The organism is Saccharothrix violaceirubra, assembly GCF_014203755.1.
In the GTDB taxonomy this organism is placed as follows: Bacteria; Actinomycetota; Actinomycetes; order Mycobacteriales; family Pseudonocardiaceae; genus Actinosynnema; species Actinosynnema violaceirubrum.
Map to the genome: position 1 here is coordinate 5,555,142 of NZ_JACHJS010000001.1, position 16,395 is coordinate 5,571,536.

Sequence of the window (16,395 nt, forward strand, 5' to 3'; positions counted from 1 at the left end):
TCGCGGCTAGCGAACACTGTCTGCCCCGCCAAGCGCAACCGTAGACGGCAAGACACGCCGCATCGGGTACCCCCGGATGCGCGACGTCATGCCCATGAGGCAGGCTCTACATACCTCCTATTCGCGCGCGCGAGAGGCTCGTCCGGGACTACTCGTCGGTAGTTGGTGCCGACGACGGGTCGGTCGGGTCACGATGGGAGTCGCACAAACCCCGGAACGAGGAGATCCCTTGGCCCCGCAGAACCCCGGCGCCACGCCCGAGCGGGTGCGCGTCATCCGCGACGGACTGGCCGCCCACCTCCCGGACATCGACCCGGAGGAGACCGCGGAGTGGCTGGAGTCGTTCGACGCCGCCCTCGCGGGCGGCGGGCAGCAGCGCGCCCGGTACCTGATGCTGCGCCTGCTCGAACGCGCTCGGGAGAGCCACGTCGGGGTGCCTGCCCTGACCAGCACCGACTACGTGAACACCATCCCCACCGAGCGGGAGCCGTGGTTCCCCGGCGACGAGGAGGTGGAGCGCCGCTACCGCGCGTGGATCAGGTGGAACGCGGCGATGACGGTGCACCGCGCGCAGCGGCCCGGCGTCGGTGTCGGTGGTCACATCTCCACGTACGCGTCGTCGGCGAGCCTCTACGAGGTGGGCTTCAACCACTTCTTCCGGGGCAAGGACCACCCGGGCGGCGGGGACCACGTGTTCATCCAGGGCCACGCCTCCCCCGGCGTGTACGCCCGCGCGTTCCTGGAGGGCAGGCTCTCGGCGCACCAGCTCGACGGGTTCCGCCAGGAGCTGTCGCACGCGGGTCCCGGCGGCGGCCTGCCGTCGTACCCGCACCCGCGGCTGATGCCGGACTTCTGGGAGTTCCCCACGGTGTCCATGGGCCTGGGCCCGATGAACGCGATCTACCAGGCGCGGTTCAACCGCTACCTGCGCGACCGCGGCATCAAGGACACGTCCGACCAGCACGTGTGGGCGTTCCTCGGCGACGGCGAGATGGACGAGCCCGAGTCGCGCGGCCTGCTCCAGCTCGCCGCCAACGAGCAGCTCGACAACCTCACCTTCGTGGTGAACTGCAACCTCCAGCGCCTCGACGGGCCGGTGCGCGGCAACGGCAAGATCATCCAGGAGCTGGAGGCGTTCTTCCGGGGCGCCGGCTGGAACGTCATCAAGGTCATCTGGGGCCGCGAGTGGGACGCCCTGCTGCACGCCGACCGCGACGGCGCGCTGGTGAACCTGATGAACACCACGCCCGACGGCGACTACCAGACGTACAAGGCCAACGACGGCGCATACGTCAAGGAGCACTTCTTCGGCCGTGACCCCCGCACCAAGGAGCTCGTCACGCCGCTGAGCGACGACGAGGTGTGGAACCTCAAACGCGGCGGCCACGACTACCGCAAGGTGTACGCGGCGTACAAGGCGGCCGTGGAGCACGTCGGCCAGCCGACGGTCATCCTCGCCAAGACCATCAAGGGCTATGGCCTGGGCCCGCACTTCGCGGCGCGCAACGCCACGCACCAGATGAAGAAGCTCACCCACGAGGACCTGAAGAACTTCCGGGACAGCCTGCGCATCCCGATCCCGGACTCGGAGCTGGACCCGTACCTGCCGCCGTACTACCACCCCGGCCCGGACGCGCCGGAGATCCGGTACCTGCAGGAACGCCGCCGCCAGCTCGGCGGGTACGTACCCGAGCGCCGGTCGAAGTCCAAGGCGCTGGCGCTGCCCGGCGACAAGGTCTACGAGGTCGTGCGCAAGGGTTCGGGCAAGCAGGGCGTGGCGACCACGATGGCGTTCGTCCGGCTGGTCCGCGACCTGGCCAAGGACGGCGGGATCGGCAACCGGCTCGTGCCGATCATCCCGGACGAGGCGCGCACGTTCGGCATGGACTCGATGTTCCCGGCGCAGAAGATCTACAACCCGAACGGCCAGCTCTACACGTCCGTCGACGCGCAACTCATGTTGGCGTACAAGGAATCCGAGCAGGGCCAGATCCTGCACGAGGGCATCAACGAGGCGGGCTCGACCGCGTCGTTCACGGCCGCGGGCACCTCGTACGCCACGCACGGCGAGCCGATGATCCCGATCTACATCTTCTACTCGATGTTCGGGTTCCAGCGGACCGGCGACGGCCTGTGGGCGGCGGCCGACCAGATGGCACGCGGCTTCGTGCTCGGCGCCACGGCGGGCCGCACGACGCTGACCGGCGAGGGCCTCCAGCACGCGGACGGCCACTCGCTGCTGCTGGCGCACACCAACCCGGCGGTCGTCGCGTACGACCCGGGCTGGGGCTTCGAGATCGCGCACATCGTGCGGGACGGCCTGCGGCGGATGTACGGCGAGGCCGCCGAGAACGTCTTCTACTATCTGACCGTCTACAACGAGCCGTACCAGCAGCCCGCGGAGCCCGCGGACCTGGACGTCGACGGTCTGCTCAAGGGCCTGTACCGCTACCGGACCGCGGCCGAGGGCGGTGTCCGGGCGCGCATCCTGGCTTCGGGCGTGGCGCTGCCGTGGGCGGTCGAGGCCCGACGGCTGCTGGCCGAGGAGTGGGGCGTGCAGGCCGAGATCTGGTCCGCCACGTCGTATTCGGAACTGCGCCGCGAGGCCGTCGGGGTCGACCGGCACAACCTGCTGCACCCTGAGCAGGAGCCGCGCGTGCCGTACGTGACGCGGGTGCTGTCGGAGGACGCGGCCGGTCCGGTCGTGGCGGTGTCGGACTGGATGTCCGCGGTGCCGGACCTGATCCGCCCGTGGGTGCCGACGGACATGACGACGCTGGGCGCGGACGGCTTCGGCTTCTCCGACACCCGCCCGGCCACGCGCCGGCACTTCCTGGTCGACGCGCAGTCGGTCGTGGTGGCGACGCTGGCGGCGTTGGCCAAGCGCGGCGAGGTCGACCGGGCGAAGGTCGTCGAGGCGGCGCGGAAGTACCGGATCGACGACGTGTCGGCGGCGGGTCCGTCGACCACGGACGCGGGTCTGGCGTAAGGCACCGACGCGGAGGGGGCCGTCGTGGATCACCACGACGGCCCCCTCGGCCGTTCCTGCGGGCCTCCCGCCGGACGGACGTCCCGATCACCGGCCCGTCCCCGGAGATCGGCTCAGCGGTCCGCTGAGCCGATGCGCACCGCGTCGTCCGCCCTGGGCACGCGGGCGGCGGCCCGGGTCCAGTTCAGGTACCCGCTGATCACCAGCGCCGCGAACACCACGTACACGGCGGCGCTGAAGTACAGGCCGGACCCGATCTGGAGCGGCACGCCGATCGCGTCGACGACGAGCCACACCACCCAGAACTCGACCAGGCCCAGGCCCTGGAGCGTGAACGCGAGCACCGTGCCGACGAACAGCGCGGCGTCGGGCCACGGGCTCCACGACGCGTCGAAGGCGTCGAGCACCAGCGCGAACACGACCGTGCCGACGACGAACGCGGCGGCGGTGACGAGCCGTTCCCGCGTGGTGCCCTTGCGGACCACGACGCCGAACACCGGGTCACGGCGGCGGGTCCACGCCCACCAGCCGTAGAGCGTGATCGCGGCGATGACGACCTGCCGCGCGGCCGTGCCGCCCAGGTGCGCGGAGACGTAGACCATGAACAGCAACGTCACCGACACGAGCTGGACGGGCCACGTCCACAACGAGCGGCGTTGTGCGAAGAAGACGACGAGCAGGGCGAACACCTGGCCGATGAACTCGGCGTAGGACACCTTCTGGCCGAAAGCCGTGAAGCCCTGGTCCAACAAGACGTGCACCGCGTCCTCCATCCCCGTTCGTCCCGGGGCATGGCACGACGACGGCACGCGCGCCTCTCATCCGGACTTTCACCGTCGGCTCCGGAGTTCCACCGGATCGGCCGCCGTGGTGGCGGTTCGCGGGCTGTACCGCCGGTTCGGATTTCCACCGAGCCCCGGAGCGCATGTCTCCTCGCTCAACACCACCCCACCCCCACCTGTTCCCACCCCCACGCGCGAGTCCTCCACTCCGACACCCCGAAACACGCACTCGGACACCCACCTTCGGGTGACCACCCCGCGAGTCATGCGTTCGGACACCGCGAAATGTGCGTTCGGACACCGCCCCCGCACCGCCGATCGCGACCCCACCGACCCATGCACCCCGGACAAACGAAAGACCTGCGGGAGGAACGCGTTCCTCCCGCAGGTCTTCGGATCGGGTCAGGACTTCGGACGCTCGAAGCCCTGCGGCGGCGTCGGCGTGTCCATCGTCGTGGCACGACGACCGCCGGCCATCGCCGACGCGGTCGCGGACGGCGTGATCGGGTCGTGCGAACGCCGCTGCTCCGGCGGCCGGGCGCGGGTCTCCTCCTGCACGCGGTCGAGCATGCCCTCCCACCGGCGCTGCATCGGACGGATCAGCCCGCCGCCGACGCCCACGACCACGACGCCCGCGACCGTGGCCAGCACGGCGATCAGCACCGGCATCGTCACCGACACCGCGATGCCCAACTGGTTGAGCGCCGCGATCACACCCAACGCCATGATGAAGCCCTGGGTGACCGCGCCCAATGCCCGCGTGTACGGCCGCGTGCCCAGGGCGCCGACCACCAGCCCGCGTGCCGCCTTGCCGATCGCCGAGGCCACCAGCACGAGCACCAGCGCCACCACGATCCGGGGCAGGTACGCGATCACGTCGTTGAGCAGCGCGCTCACCGCGTTGCCCGCGCCGAACACGCCGAACGCCGTCTGCAACGCGATCAGCAGCACGAAGTAGTAGACGGCCTTGACCACGAGGCCGGTCGCGGTGATCGGCGACCGGGCCATCGCGCCGCGCAGCCCGGACCGCTCCACGAGGCGCTCGAACGCGAGCCGGCCGAGCAGGAAGTCCACGCCGCGCGCCAGTGCCTTGGCGATCAGCCAGCCGATGCCCAGCACCAGCAGGAAGCCGAGGAATTTCGGTACGAAGGTGGCGACCATCGCCCACGCTTCGCCAAGCCCTTCGGTGATCTGGGAACCCATGACAACCTCCTCGTCATCGGGCGATCCGTCACCGTGATCATTGGTCCGTCCCCGTCACCCGGCAACCTGAACGCATGGCACGAAAGGGTGACTGGCGTGGCACATCCCGCCGGAACGGTCCAGAGTGGAATCACCGGTGGGGACCGGGGAGAGGGAAACGCCCGACGCGCTGGCGCGTCGGGCGTTTCCGGTTCCCGGGGACGCCACGTCCCCGCCGACGTGCCATCGTGGGCGCATGGTCGACGACCACCCCGCCCCGCTCTCCCCGACGACGTTGCGCGAACTCCAACGCGCCTCCGGCGAACTGGCCACGTCCAGCGTCGCCGAGATGGAGCGCCGCCTGCCCTGGTTCCGCCGCATGCCGGCCGACCAGCGGGCGAGCGTGCTGCTGCTGATCCAGAACGGGGTGGCCGGGTTCGTGTCGTGGCTGCACGACCCGGACCAGGCGATCCGGTTGACCGCCGACGCGTTCCGGTCGGCGCCCAAGGACATCGCCCGCTGGGTGAGCCTGCGCCAGACGGTGGAGCTGGTGCGGATCGCGTTGGAGCTGTTCGAGCGGCAACTGCCGGGGCTGGCGGCCGACGACGCCGAACGCGCCGTGCTCACCGAGGGCGTGCTGCGGTACGGCCGCGAGATCGCGTTCTCGGCGGCGACGTCGTACGCGGCGGCGGCCGAGGCGCGTGGTGCGTGGGACGCCCGGCTGGAGGCGTTGGTCGTGGACGGGATCGTGCGTGGCGACGCCGAGGAGTCGCTGCTGTCCCGGGCGACGGCGTTGGGCTGGGACCCGGCGGAGGAGGCGACCGTGCTGGTCGGCAACCCGCCGTCGGACGACCCGCCGGCCGTGGTGTTCGAGGTGCGCAGCCGGGCGGCCCGGCTGGGTCGGCCGGTGCTGTTGAGCGTGCAGGGGTCACGGCTGGTCGTGGTGCTGGGCGGCGAGACCGCGGACGGGACGGCGCCGGCGCGGATCGCGGAGGCGTTCGGGCCGGGCGCGGTGGTGGCCGGGCCGACCGTGGCCACGCTCGCCGAGGCGCACCGCAGCGCGAGCGACGCGCTGTCCGGGCTGCGCGCGGTCGTGGGCTGGCCGGCGGCGCCGCGTCCGGTGCGGTCGCTCGACCTGCTGCCGGAACGGGCGCTCGCGGGCGACCCGGAAGCCGAGTGGCAGCTGGTGGACCGGGTGGCGCGGCCGTTGGAGGACGCGGGCGGCGCGCTGCTCGACACGGTCGACGGCTTCCTGGAGGTCGGCGGTGTGCTGGAGGCGTGCGCACGGCGACTGTTCGTGCACCCGAACACCGTGCGTTACCGACTTCGTCGCGCCACGGAGCTGACCGGGTTGAACCCCAACGACGCGCGTGACGCGCTGGTGCTGCGCGTGGCACTGTCCGTGGGCAGGCTGGCGCGGGCCCGCGGCCTGTGGTGACGTGTGATCTGGAACGCATGTCCCGTTCAGCACATTTGGGCTGTGGTCGACAACACGCGACGTCGTTCCACGTTCACTTAGGGGTCACTTTTGTAGAAACCCTACAAGCTCAATGGCCCGGATTCGTCACCGACGGCATTCTGTGAACCGGCGGTGAACGTGTTCAGTGAGCGGGTGATCGCGCTGCTCGCCCCAGGACAGGGGTCCCAGACACCCGGCATGCTCGCGCCCTGGCTCGAACTCGAAGGTGCGGAGAAGCGCGTCGCCCAGTGGTCCGAGAGCACCGGCCTCGACCTGCGTCGACTGGGCACCGAGGCCGACGCTGACGAGATCAAGGACACCTCCGTCACGCAGCCGCTCGTCGTCGCGCTGGCCGTGCTGGCCGCCGAGGAACTGCGTCGCCGCGTAGACCTGCCCGCCGACACGGTCGTGGCCGGGCACTCCGTCGGCGAGCTGGCCGCCGCGGCGGTCGCGGGTGTGCTCACGGCGGACGACGCGGTCGCGCTGGCCGCCGTGCGCGGCGCCGAGATGGCCGCCGCGTGCTCGCTCGCACCGACCGGGATGGCCGCCGTGCTCGGCGGCGAGGAGGACGTCGTCCTCGCCCGGCTCGACGAGCTGGGCCTGGTCGGGGCCAACCGCAACGGCGCGGGTCAGATCGTGGCCGCCGGGCCGCTGGACGCGATCGACCTGCTCGTCGAGACGCCGCCGGAGCGGGCGAAGATCCGCAGGCTCCAGGTCGCGGGCGCGTTCCACACCGGGTACATGAGCACGGCGGAGGACGCGGTGCGCACGCGTGCCGCCGACGTTGCCGTGTCCGACCCGGTCTTCCCGCTGCTGTCCAACGCGGACGGCGCCGTCGTCGACTCCGGCGACGAGGTGCTGCGGCGGCTGATCTCCCAGGTGACCCGCCCGGTGCGGTGGGACTCCTGCCAGTCAACCCTCGCCGGTCGCGGCGTGACCGCCGTGGTGGAACTGCCGCCGGCGGGCGCGTTGACCGGCCTGGCCAAGCGCGAGCTGAAGGGCACACCCACGTTGGCACTGAAGACCCCCGACCAGCTCGACCAGGTCGTCGCACTGCTCACCGCCGAGGTGAGCGCCGAGTGAGCGCCTTCTCCCTCCCCGCCGGCCGCGTCGGCACGGGCATCGTCGGCCTGGGCAGCCACCAGCCGGACAACATCGTCAGCAACCACGACCTGGCCAAGGTCATGGACACCTCCGACGAGTGGATCCGCGACCGCGTCGGCATCGTCAACCGCCGGATCGCGGCCAAGGACGAGCGGCTCGTCGACATGGCGGTCGTGGCCGGCGCCAAGGCCGTCGCGGACGCGGGGCTCGCGCCGTCGGACATCGGCGCCGTGATCGTCGCGACCTGCACCATGCCATCGCAGATCCCCAACGCCGCCGCGCAGGTCGCGGACCGGATCGGGGTCAAGGCCGCGCCCGCGTTCGACCTGAACGCCGCGTGCGCGGGCTTCTGCTACGCCCTGGGCACCGCGTCCGACCTGGTCCGTGCGGGCACCGCCGAGCACGTGCTGGTGATCGGCGCGGAGAAGCTGTCGGACTGGGTCGACCAGACCGACCGGTCGACCGCGATCATCTTCGCCGACGGCGCGGGCGCGGCCGTGGTCGGTCCGGTCGCCGAACCGGGCATCGGGCCCGTGGCGTGGGGCAGCGCGGGCGACCTGGTCGACATGATCCACGTGGCCGACCGGAACTCGTGGATCTTCCAGGAGGGCCAGTCGGTCTTCCGGTGGGCCACGACCCAGATCGCGCCGATCGCGGTCAAGGCCGTCGAGTCCGCCGGGCTGACCCTGGCCGACATCGACGTCTTCGTACCGCACCAGGCGAACCTGCGGATCATCGAGTCGATCGCGAAGCGGCTGAAGTCCCTCGGCGCGCGCGACGACCTGAAGGTGGCACGCGACATCGTCGAGTCGGGCAACACGTCCTCGGCCTCGATCCCGCTCGCGCTGGACCACATGCGCGCGGCGGGCGAGATCTCCAGCGGGGACGTCGCGCTGCTCGTCGGCTTCGGCGCCGGCCTGTCCTTCGCGGGCCAGGTCGTCCGCTGCCCGTGATCCGTTCACCCAGACTCCGGTGGGAAAACCAGCCGGCGACGCACGAAGGAAAGGGAAACCAGTGAGCAACGAGGACATCCAGGTGGGACTCGCGGAGATCGTCGAAGAGGTCGCCGGTGTCGCGGCCGACGACGTGACCCCCGACAAGTCCTTCGTGGACGACCTGGACATCGACTCGCTGTCCATGGTGGAGATCGCGGTCCAGGCCGAGGACAGGTTCGGGGTCAAGATCCCCGACGACCAGCTCGCCGGCCTCAAGACCGTCGGCGATGCGGTCGACTACATCACCGCCAACAAGGCATGACGACTGCCGGTGACGTCGTCGTCACCGGGCTGGGTGCCACCACCCCGCTCGGTGGCGATGTCGCCTCGACCTGGGAGGCGCTGCTGGCCGGACGCAGCGGCGTCCGCCCGCTGACCGACGACTTCGTCACGCGCTTCGAGCTGCCCGTGCGGATCGGTGCGCGGCTGGCGGTCGAGCCGACCGAGATCCTGCCGCGCGTCGAGGCGCGCCGGCTGGACCGGTGCGAGCAGGTCGCCGTCGTGGCGGCGCGCCAGGCGTGGGAGGACGCCGGGATCGCCGAAGGCGACGTGGACCTGGAACGGCTCGGCGTGGTGGTGGGCACGGGCATCGGCGGTGCCATGACGTTGCTCGACCAGGACGATCTGATCGAGGCGTCGGGGCTGCGCAAGGTCTCGCCGCTGACCGTGCCGATGCTCATGCCCAACGGTCCGGCCGCGCACGTGGGCTTGGCGCTCAAGGCCCGCGCGGGCGTGTCCGCGCCGGTCTCGGCGTGCGCGTCGGGTTCCGAGGCGCTGGCGTGGGCGTGGCGGATGCTGCGCTCGGGCGAGGCCGACGTCGTGGTGGCCGGTGGCGCGGAGGCGTGCATCACCACCATCACCATGGCGGGCTTCATCCAGGCCCGGACCATGAGCACCCGCAACGACGACCCGGCCCGTGCGTCGCGCCCGTTCGACGTGGACCGCGACGGGTTCGTGCTCGGCGAGGGCGCGGCGATCATGGTGCTGGAACGCGAGGAGTTCGCCCGCGCACGCGGCGCGCGGATTTACGGCCGGCTCGCGGGCATCGGCATCAGCTCGGACGGCCACCACATCACGGCGGCCGACCCCGAGGGTCTCGGGCAGTCCCGTGCCATCGCGACCGCGATCCGCACGTCCGGGTTCGCGACGTCGGACATCGGCATGGTCAACTGCCACGCGACGTCGACCCCGGTCGGCGACGTGATCGAGCCGCAGGCGGTCCGCCGTGCCATCGGCGACCACCCGCTGCTCACCGCGCCCAAGGGCCACCACGGACACCTGCTGGGCGCCTCCGGTGCCCTGGAGGCGATCCAGACGTTGCTCTCGGTGCGCGACGGCATCGTCCCCCCGACGCTGAACCTGGAGAACCAGGACCCCAAGGTCCCGCTGGAGGTCGTGACCGGCGAGCCGCGCAAGGTCGAACTGACCGCGGCGGTCAACAACTCGTTCGGTTTCGGCGGGCACAACGTGTCGCTCGTCTTCGCCCCGGCTTAGCACGTCCGCACGACGAGGAAGGGCCGTCCCGGGGTCGGGGACGGCCCTTCCGGCGTTTCGGGGGTGCCTGAACGCACATTTCGCGGTGTCCGAACGTATGACTCGCGGTGTCCGAACGTATGACTCGCGGTCAGCAGGGGGAGTACTGAGAGGTCAGGCCCTCGGTGCCGGCGTCCACGCGCAGGCCGGCGCCGGTGTCCCGCAGCGGGTAGACGACGCGCCAGCGGATGCAGTCCACGGGGAGTGCCGGGGGTGCCTTGGCGACGTCCTGCGTGCTGGTGAAGGTGATCATGACGCGCAGCCGGTCGGTGGTGGTGGTCTCCAGCCGGCGCACGACCACGCTGCCGTTGCGCGTGGTGTCGTAGTCGGCGAGCCAGCGGTCACGGTCGGCGCGTTCGAGCCGTTCGGGCGTGACCATCCCCGTCCACGCGGCGAAGTCATGGGCGTTGAGGGCGTCGAAGTACTGCTGGAGCAGGTCGCGCACGCGCGGCCCGTCCGGGTGGCTCGCGGCGTCCACGGTGAGCTGGACGGTGGTCGTGCCGGGTTCGTCGGCCCGCGGCACGGCCGCGGAACCGGTGACCAACTCCCCCGCCCCGGTCGGATCGGGCCGCTGGTAGACCTCGCGCGCGAAGACACCGACGGCCGCGGTCAACGCGGCCACGGCGAGCACGACGGGGGCGAGCACGCGGATCGACACGGACACGAGCCTGCCACATGTGCGCCACCGGGAAGGTGCAGATGCACGTGCACGGGCGGCACGCGGCAGTGCTCCGCGTGCCGTTCCGCTCAACCGACCCGGTGCAACCAGGTCACCGGCGCGCCGTCACCGGCACGGCGGAAGGGCTCCAGCGCGTCGTCCCAGGCGGCGCCGAGGATCTCGTCGACACCGTGTGCGAACGACTCACCGCCACGGCTGCGGGCGGCGAGGGCGCGCAACTGGTCCTCGGAGACGACGATGTCCCCGTTCGCGCTGGTCTTGGCGTGCCACAGGCCGAGCACGGGTGCGAAGCAGTACCGCACACCGTCGACGCCCGGACTGGGGTCCTCCGTGACCTCGAACCTCAGCATCGGCCAGGCCCGCAGCGCGGACGCGAGTTTCGCGCCCGTGCCGGCGTCGCCGGACCAGGCGCACTCGGCGCGCAACTGTCCCGGCGCCGCGGGCTGTGCCGCCCACTTGAGGTCCGCTCGCTCACCGAGGGTGCCCGAGATGGCCCACTCGACGTGCGGACAGACCGCAGACGGCGACGAGTGGACGTAGACCACGCCACTGGTGCTGCCACGGGTGCTCACAGCTGACCTCCGCTACTCGACGAGGGACGTCTTCCCCTACGGCCTGCCGACATCGCGGACGATCTTGTGAATTCCCGACTTGGTCATTCTGCCCGCTGTGGGTCAGGTCCGCCAGAAGAACCAGCAGCTTCATCACCCGGGCGGGTCGGATACAGGACTTTCGACCCTAAGTGGATCGTGGACCGGGCGATATCGCCCACACGCCCGCCGGGGGGACCCCGTGCCGCGCGGGTTCACCCGTGATCGGGATGGGGGTCACGCGGGCTTCGGTTGGCGCTACGGTGTCCGCCGTGGAAATCGGTGTGCCATGCGCCTGATCAGGCTCGGCGGCGAGCCGTCGAAGGTCGGCGCGGACGTCCGGGCCGCGCTGAGCACGTGGGGCGTCGGCGACGCGGTGCTCGGCGGTGTCGCGCTGCTCGGGGTCCGGCCGCCGGACTGCCCGCGCGAACTCGACGCCGTGCTGGTGCTGCCGCGCGGCGTGCTCGTCGTGGTGGGCGTGGACCTGCCGGACCCGGCCAAGCGGCTGGAGGCGCCGCTGGGCGGGACGTGGACGATCGACGGCTGGCCGCTGAGCCGGGGCGACGGCGCGACCAGTCCGGCCGCCGAGGCGCTGGAGGCGAGTTCGGCGGTGGCCCGGCGCATCCAGGACATGCGTGGCGAGCCGCTGCCGGTGACGACGGTCGTCGCGGTCGGCCCGTACGTGGGGCACGTCGTGCAGCCGACCGTGGACCTCAACCGGGGCGTGCGCGTGCTGCACCCGAAGCCCACGACGCTGCTGGCCGCCGCGCGCGAGCTGGCGACCGGCGACCGGCCGTGCCCGGTGGACCAGGCGGCCCGGCTGATCGCGGTACTGGCGCCGACCGGCACGCCGCCGGACCCGTCCGCCCTGCGGGCCGAGGGTTTCCCGGACGCGGCGGTCGAGCGCACGGTGCTGCTGCCCAGGGCCGTGCCCGCCAAGCCGCCGGCACCCCGGTGGTTCACCTACGTCGCGGTGGCGGTCGCGGCGGCCGTGGTGCTCGCGGTCGTGGTCTCGCTGGTGTCCGGCGGCGGCCCGGAGACGACGCCGCAGGCGAGTGCGTCCGCGCAGCCGACGACCGTGGTGGTCGACGGGCAGGACTTCGTGTCGCGGGGCACCGACCGGACCGAGGACTGCGAGTCGCACGCGTTCGGCGACGTGCGGGCGTGGCTGGGCGAGCACCTGTGCCTGCGGCTGGACCGGGCCCAGTTCGAGACGAAGGTGGACGGGCGGGTGGTGGGCGTCGCCGTGGCGGAGCTGAGCCTGCCGGATCCGCAGCGGGCCGGGCAGTTCGGCGCGGTCGCGGCGGCGGCCGGGTCCGGCGGTGTCACGCCGCTGGTCAAGGAGGGCAAGGGGTGGCCGGGCGGACCGGCCTCGTTCGACCGGTCGGCGATCCGGACGACCGTCACGGGCGCACGGGTGCGCATCGCGCAGGTGGTGTGGGCCGACGGTGAGTCGGCGGCGGACGACCCGAAGCTGGTGGCCGTCGCGGAGCGGGCGTCGAAGCTGCCGCCGGGGCCGTGAGCCGTTTCACCGGGGAGCCGTTTCACCGGCCGAGGCGGACCATGCCGATCGCGATCAGCCCGAACGCCACGTGCAGCACGATGACCAGACCGGCGACGGCGCTGAGCGTCTCGGTGCCCGGCAGGCCGCGCAGCGCACCGCACGAGAACAGCCAGCCGCCGAGCGCGACGAGGAAACCGCCGACCAATAAGGGTTTCGGCACGTGCGCCAGGCAGAAGATCGCCTGCGACCGGGCGCGCAGCAGCGTCGCCACGAAGACCGGCACGACCAGGAAGCCCGGCAGGTACACGGTGAGCAGGGCGAAGGCGGGCACGCCGGGCAGGTACGTCGTCGCGATCACGAAGACGCACCACAGAACCGCGGCGGTCGCGACGACGACGGTTCCTCGGCTCACTCGACCAGTCTAATGAGACCGGGCGGGATTGTGCCGATCTGCCAACGAATGGCGGCGGCCGGCGTGCGGCAGGCGGGTCAATTCCGCCGATGTGCGGTCACAACCCGTAAGCCTCCAGCAACCGCAGCCACACCTCGCTGATCGTCGGGTACGCCGGGACGGCGTGCCACAGCCGGTCGACGGGCACCTCGCCGACGATCGCGATCGTCGCGGCGTGGAGGAGTTCCGCGACGTCGGGTCCGACGAACGTCACGCCGACCAGCGTGCGGGTCCGCTCGTCGACGACCATGGCCGCGCGGCCGGTGTAGCCGTCGGCGTGCAGCGAGGACCCGGCCACCGCGATGTCGATCTCCACAACGCGCACGTCGAGCCCGGCCTCGCGCGCCTGCGCCGCCGTGCGGCCGACGAAGGCGACCTCGGGGTCGGTGAACACGACCTGCGGCACGGCCGTGTGGTCGGCGGTGGCGACGGCAGCGGACCACGGCGGGGCGGACGTCGTGCCGGCGACGATGGCGGTGCCGACCGCGCGGGCGGCGTACTTGCCCTGGTGGGTCAGCGGTGCGCGGCCGGTGACGTCACCCGCCGCGTACAGCCAGTCCACTCCGGACACCCGGCCGAGGTCGTCGACGGGCAGCGCCTGCCCCGGCGTGAACCCGAACGCCTCCACGCCGAGGTCGAAGGTCGCGGGCTGCCGCCCGGTGGCGACGAGCAGGTGCGAGCCGGAGACCACGCGCCCGTCGGCCAGCCCCAGCGCGACCCCACCGTCCACAGTGGACGCTGAAACCGCACGGGCACCGGTCTCCACGGTGATGCCGTCCGCGCGCAACCCGGCCACGACCGCGTCGCCCGCGAACGGCTCGAACCTCGGCAGCGGCCGGTCACCGGACACCACCAGCGTCACGTCGGAGCCGAGCCGGGCCCACGCCTGGGCCAGCTCGACCCCCACCACTCCCCCGCCGAGCACGACCAGCGCCGGCGGTACCTCGTGCGCCGACGTGGCGTCGCGCGAGGTCCAGGACGGGACGTCGGCCAGGCCGGGCACCGGCGGCGTACGCGGAACGCTGCCGGTGCACACGACCACGGCCCTGGTCGCGGCGAGTTCGCGGCCGTCGACCGACACCCGGCGTTCGCCGACCAGTCGGGCCCGACCGCGCACCACCTCGATGCCGGCACCGGTCGCCCACTCGACCTGACCGGCGTCGTCCCACCCCGAGGTGAACCCGTCGCGGCGGGCGAACACCGCGACGGGGTCGATCCGGTCCCCGACGGGCACGCCGGGCACCCGGCGTGCGGCGGCGAGTGCGTGCCCGGGGCGCAGCAACGCCTTGCTGGGCATGCACGCCCAGTACGAGCACTCGCCGCCCACGCGTTCGGCCTCGACGAGCACCGTGCGCAGACCCGCGGCGGCGGTCCGGGCCGCGGCGTTCTCCCCGACCGGCCCACCGCCGATGACGATCACGTCGTAGTCGCTCACCGACCCACCCCACACCCTCGGGGTCGGGTGCGGCAAGTCACGCGGGGTCGAAGACCCCGGACAGCATTTTCAGGATCACACCGTCGGCCGTGCTGAGCACCAGGGGCCGTTCCTCGGCGTCGACGCGCGCGGCGAGCTTGAACATCGCGTCGGCGGCCTGGGCGGCCATGCGGAAGGTCAGCGTCACGGGTGCGCTGCCACGCACCGCGTAACGGTCGACGAACAGGTCACGGAGTCGTTCGGCCATCAGTTCGTACTGGTCCACGCTGGAGTCGAGGCGGTGACCGTCGAGCAGGTCGCTGAACCGCACCCGGCCGAAACCGGGCAGTTCGGCCACCATCCGCAGGTACACGGCGACGACCCGGCGCGCGGCGTCGCGCCAGTCGGCGAGGGGTTCGGCGGTCAGCAGGCTTTCCACCCGGCCCAGGTACTCCTCCATGCCGCGCAGCGCCAGGGCGTGCACGACGGAACGCTTGTCCGGGAAGTATTGGTAGAACGATCCGATTGGCACGCCGGCCAGCTCGACGATCCTGGCTGTGGTGATGTCGTCGTAGTCGTACTCGTTGAGCAGTGTCGCGCAGGCATCGACAATGGCGGTCACCGTGGCGGCGCCGCGCTGCTGCACCGGCTGACGACGCATCACCTTGGCTAAGCGGTTTTCGGCGGGATTTTCAGGCACCAGGACATCTTGATGGATACGAGCGGGTAATCCCAAACTACAGATTTGCAACAGCCGGGCCACGAACAGCGAACAAGAAAGATGAGCAGTGCTCGACTTGCTTCACGTCAACATTGTGCCGCAACGAAAACGATTGACCGGACGATAGGTTATTCCGCACTTCGCGGTACAGGCACCGGACGCGTTTCGCCGGCCGGTACGACACCGTTGCGAGACCTTCCGTTCACCTCCACGACGCGTGCTCGCGGCGGACGCGTGACATAGGGCCCCAACAGGGCCGCGACGAGCAGTCCGGGAGCCAGCAGCGGCACCACGGCGGCGAGTGCGAGAGCCGTCGCGGCGGCGCGCAGGACGTCGCCGGGGATGAGTGCGATCCGGTCCACGACGAACGCGCGACGACCCGGCACGGACAACACCACGAGCACGAACAGAAAGACGGCGAGCGTCAGAAGCGCGCGGTGCACGGCGCCGTAGCCGACGGATTCCGCGGCGAGCATCACGGCGATCCAGCCGAGCACGGCACCGCCCTGCCGGCGCGGGGTCGTCATCGCCCACAGCAGGCCGCCGGCGACCGCCAGGAATGCGGTGCGACCGGTCAGCCACGCGTCGACCGCGGCGAGCCACCCGGTCGGCACGGCGGCCCACTCCAGCGGCGCCGCCAGGACGTCGAGCGGGCTCGGGTGCGACCGGACCTGGCCGACGACCCAGCCCAGCGACCACGTGGACACCAGCACGGCGACGACGAGCTGCGGGCGTGGCCGGTCGATCGCGACGCGACACAGCCGGACCAGCTCCCGGCGATGTTCCTTCACCGTTCCAGGGTGCCGTGGATTGCGCCGGATCCGGCGCCGGTCACCCGTGTGCGCCCGAAGTCGCCCTCTTCGGGCGTAGCCCGCGCGCCGGGTGTCCGGATTGATCGCGACGAGATAGCGGCGGTGCGCGCCGAGCGTGTAGATTGGCAGTTCTGCGTGCGTGACCGGGACGCACCAGGTCGTCAGGTGGAAAACGACACA

15 protein-coding genes and 1 riboswitch are annotated in these 16,395 nt (G+C 71.8%); of the genes, 7 read left to right on the forward strand and 8 right to left on the reverse strand.

Translation table 11 applies throughout. The features are described from left to right. Nucleotides 1-229 precede the first annotated feature (229 nt). Nucleotides 230-2,989 (forward strand): pyruvate dehydrogenase (acetyl-transferring), homodimeric type, encoded by a 2,760-nt coding sequence (gene aceE, locus F4559_RS25355; RefSeq protein WP_184672747.1) that lies wholly within the window; start codon nucleotides 230-232, stop codon nucleotides 2,987-2,989. 113 nt (nucleotides 2,990-3,102) lie between these two features. Here aceE and pnuC read toward each other — a convergent pair whose 3' ends face one another. Both pnuC and F4559_RS25365 read right to left on the reverse strand, forming a co-directional pair. After that, the gene (pnuC, locus tag F4559_RS25360) at nucleotides 3,103-3,750 is read right to left on the reverse strand and encodes a nicotinamide riboside transporter PnuC (protein WP_184672749.1); all 648 of its coding nucleotides are present in this window, start codon (nucleotides 3,748-3,750) and stop codon (nucleotides 3,103-3,105) included. Between the two features lie 45 nt (nucleotides 3,751-3,795). Next, a riboswitch (FMN riboswitch) is annotated at nucleotides 3,796-3,917 on the reverse strand. A gap of 256 nt (nucleotides 3,918-4,173) precedes the next feature. Continuing rightward, nucleotides 4,174-4,974 carry a mechanosensitive ion channel family protein gene (locus F4559_RS25365; protein ID WP_184672751.1) on the reverse strand — a complete coding sequence of 267 codons (801 nt, stop codon included), beginning with the start codon at nucleotides 4,972-4,974 and terminating at the stop codon, nucleotides 4,174-4,176. A gap of 235 nt (nucleotides 4,975-5,209) precedes the next feature. Between F4559_RS25365 and F4559_RS25370 the strand changes: the two genes are divergently transcribed. The 5 genes from F4559_RS25370 to F4559_RS25390 all read left to right on the forward strand — a co-directional run bounded on the left by F4559_RS25370 (nucleotide 5,210) and on the right by F4559_RS25390 (nucleotide 10,005). Beyond that, nucleotides 5,210-6,391, forward strand: a complete 1,182-nt coding sequence (locus F4559_RS25370) for a PucR family transcriptional regulator (protein WP_184672753.1) — start codon at nucleotides 5,210-5,212, stop codon at nucleotides 6,389-6,391. Nucleotides 6,392-6,550: 159 nt separating this feature from the next. Then, entirely contained in the window at nucleotides 6,551-7,495 is a 945-nt protein-coding gene (locus F4559_RS25375) for an ACP S-malonyltransferase (RefSeq protein ID WP_312866007.1), read from the forward strand. Continuing rightward, nucleotides 7,492-8,469 carry a beta-ketoacyl-ACP synthase III gene (locus tag F4559_RS25380; RefSeq protein WP_184672755.1) on the forward strand — a complete coding sequence of 326 codons (978 nt, stop codon included), beginning with the start codon at nucleotides 7,492-7,494 and terminating at the stop codon, nucleotides 8,467-8,469. Before F4559_RS25375 ends, F4559_RS25380 begins: the two co-directional genes overlap by 4 nt. 61 nt (nucleotides 8,470-8,530) lie before the next feature. Further along, nucleotides 8,531-8,773, forward strand: a complete 243-nt coding sequence (locus F4559_RS25385) for an acyl carrier protein (protein WP_184672757.1) — start codon at nucleotides 8,531-8,533, stop codon at nucleotides 8,771-8,773. Further along, nucleotides 8,770-10,005, forward strand: coding sequence for a beta-ketoacyl-[acyl-carrier-protein] synthase family protein (locus F4559_RS25390; protein WP_184672759.1), 1,236 nt, complete (start codon nucleotides 8,770-8,772; stop codon nucleotides 10,003-10,005). The genes F4559_RS25385 and F4559_RS25390 overlap by 4 nt, the downstream gene beginning before the upstream one ends. A gap of 130 nt (nucleotides 10,006-10,135) precedes the next feature. Here the strand turns inward: F4559_RS25390 and F4559_RS25395 are convergent, their stop codons facing one another. Both F4559_RS25395 and F4559_RS25400 read right to left on the reverse strand, forming a co-directional pair. After that, on the reverse strand, nucleotides 10,136-10,702 hold the full coding sequence (locus F4559_RS25395; RefSeq protein ID WP_184672761.1) for a hypothetical protein: 567 nt from the start codon (nucleotides 10,700-10,702) through the stop codon (nucleotides 10,136-10,138). An 89-nt stretch (nucleotides 10,703-10,791) separates the two neighbouring features. Next, on the reverse strand, nucleotides 10,792-11,295 hold the full coding sequence (locus tag F4559_RS25400) for a DUF3145 domain-containing protein (protein ID WP_184672763.1): 504 nt from the start codon (nucleotides 11,293-11,295) through the stop codon (nucleotides 10,792-10,794). 307 nt (nucleotides 11,296-11,602) lie between these two features. Between F4559_RS25400 and F4559_RS25405 the strand changes: the two genes are divergently transcribed. Then, nucleotides 11,603-12,835: a hypothetical protein gene (locus F4559_RS25405; protein ID WP_184672765.1), complete on the forward strand. Its 1,233-nt coding sequence runs from the start codon at nucleotides 11,603-11,605 to the stop codon at nucleotides 12,833-12,835. 22 nt (nucleotides 12,836-12,857) lie between these two features. Here F4559_RS25405 and F4559_RS25410 read toward each other — a convergent pair whose 3' ends face one another. The 4 genes from F4559_RS25410 to F4559_RS25425 form a co-directional block, all read right to left on the reverse strand. Next, nucleotides 12,858-13,229: a hypothetical protein gene (locus tag F4559_RS25410; protein WP_184672767.1), complete on the reverse strand. Its 372-nt coding sequence runs from the start codon at nucleotides 13,227-13,229 to the stop codon at nucleotides 12,858-12,860. 97 nt (nucleotides 13,230-13,326) lie between these two features. Continuing rightward, nucleotides 13,327-14,688 (reverse strand): dihydrolipoyl dehydrogenase family protein, encoded by a 1,362-nt coding sequence (locus F4559_RS25415; protein ID WP_184676197.1) that lies wholly within the window; start codon nucleotides 14,686-14,688, stop codon nucleotides 13,327-13,329. 52 nt (nucleotides 14,689-14,740) lie between these two features. Then, entirely contained in the window at nucleotides 14,741-15,445 is a 705-nt protein-coding gene (locus F4559_RS25420; RefSeq protein WP_312865815.1) for a TetR/AcrR family transcriptional regulator, read from the reverse strand. 86 nt (nucleotides 15,446-15,531) lie between these two features. Further along, the gene (locus tag F4559_RS25425; protein WP_184672769.1) at nucleotides 15,532-16,194 is read right to left on the reverse strand and encodes a hypothetical protein; all 663 of its coding nucleotides are present in this window, start codon (nucleotides 16,192-16,194) and stop codon (nucleotides 15,532-15,534) included. Nucleotides 16,195-16,395: the final 201 nt, after the last annotated feature.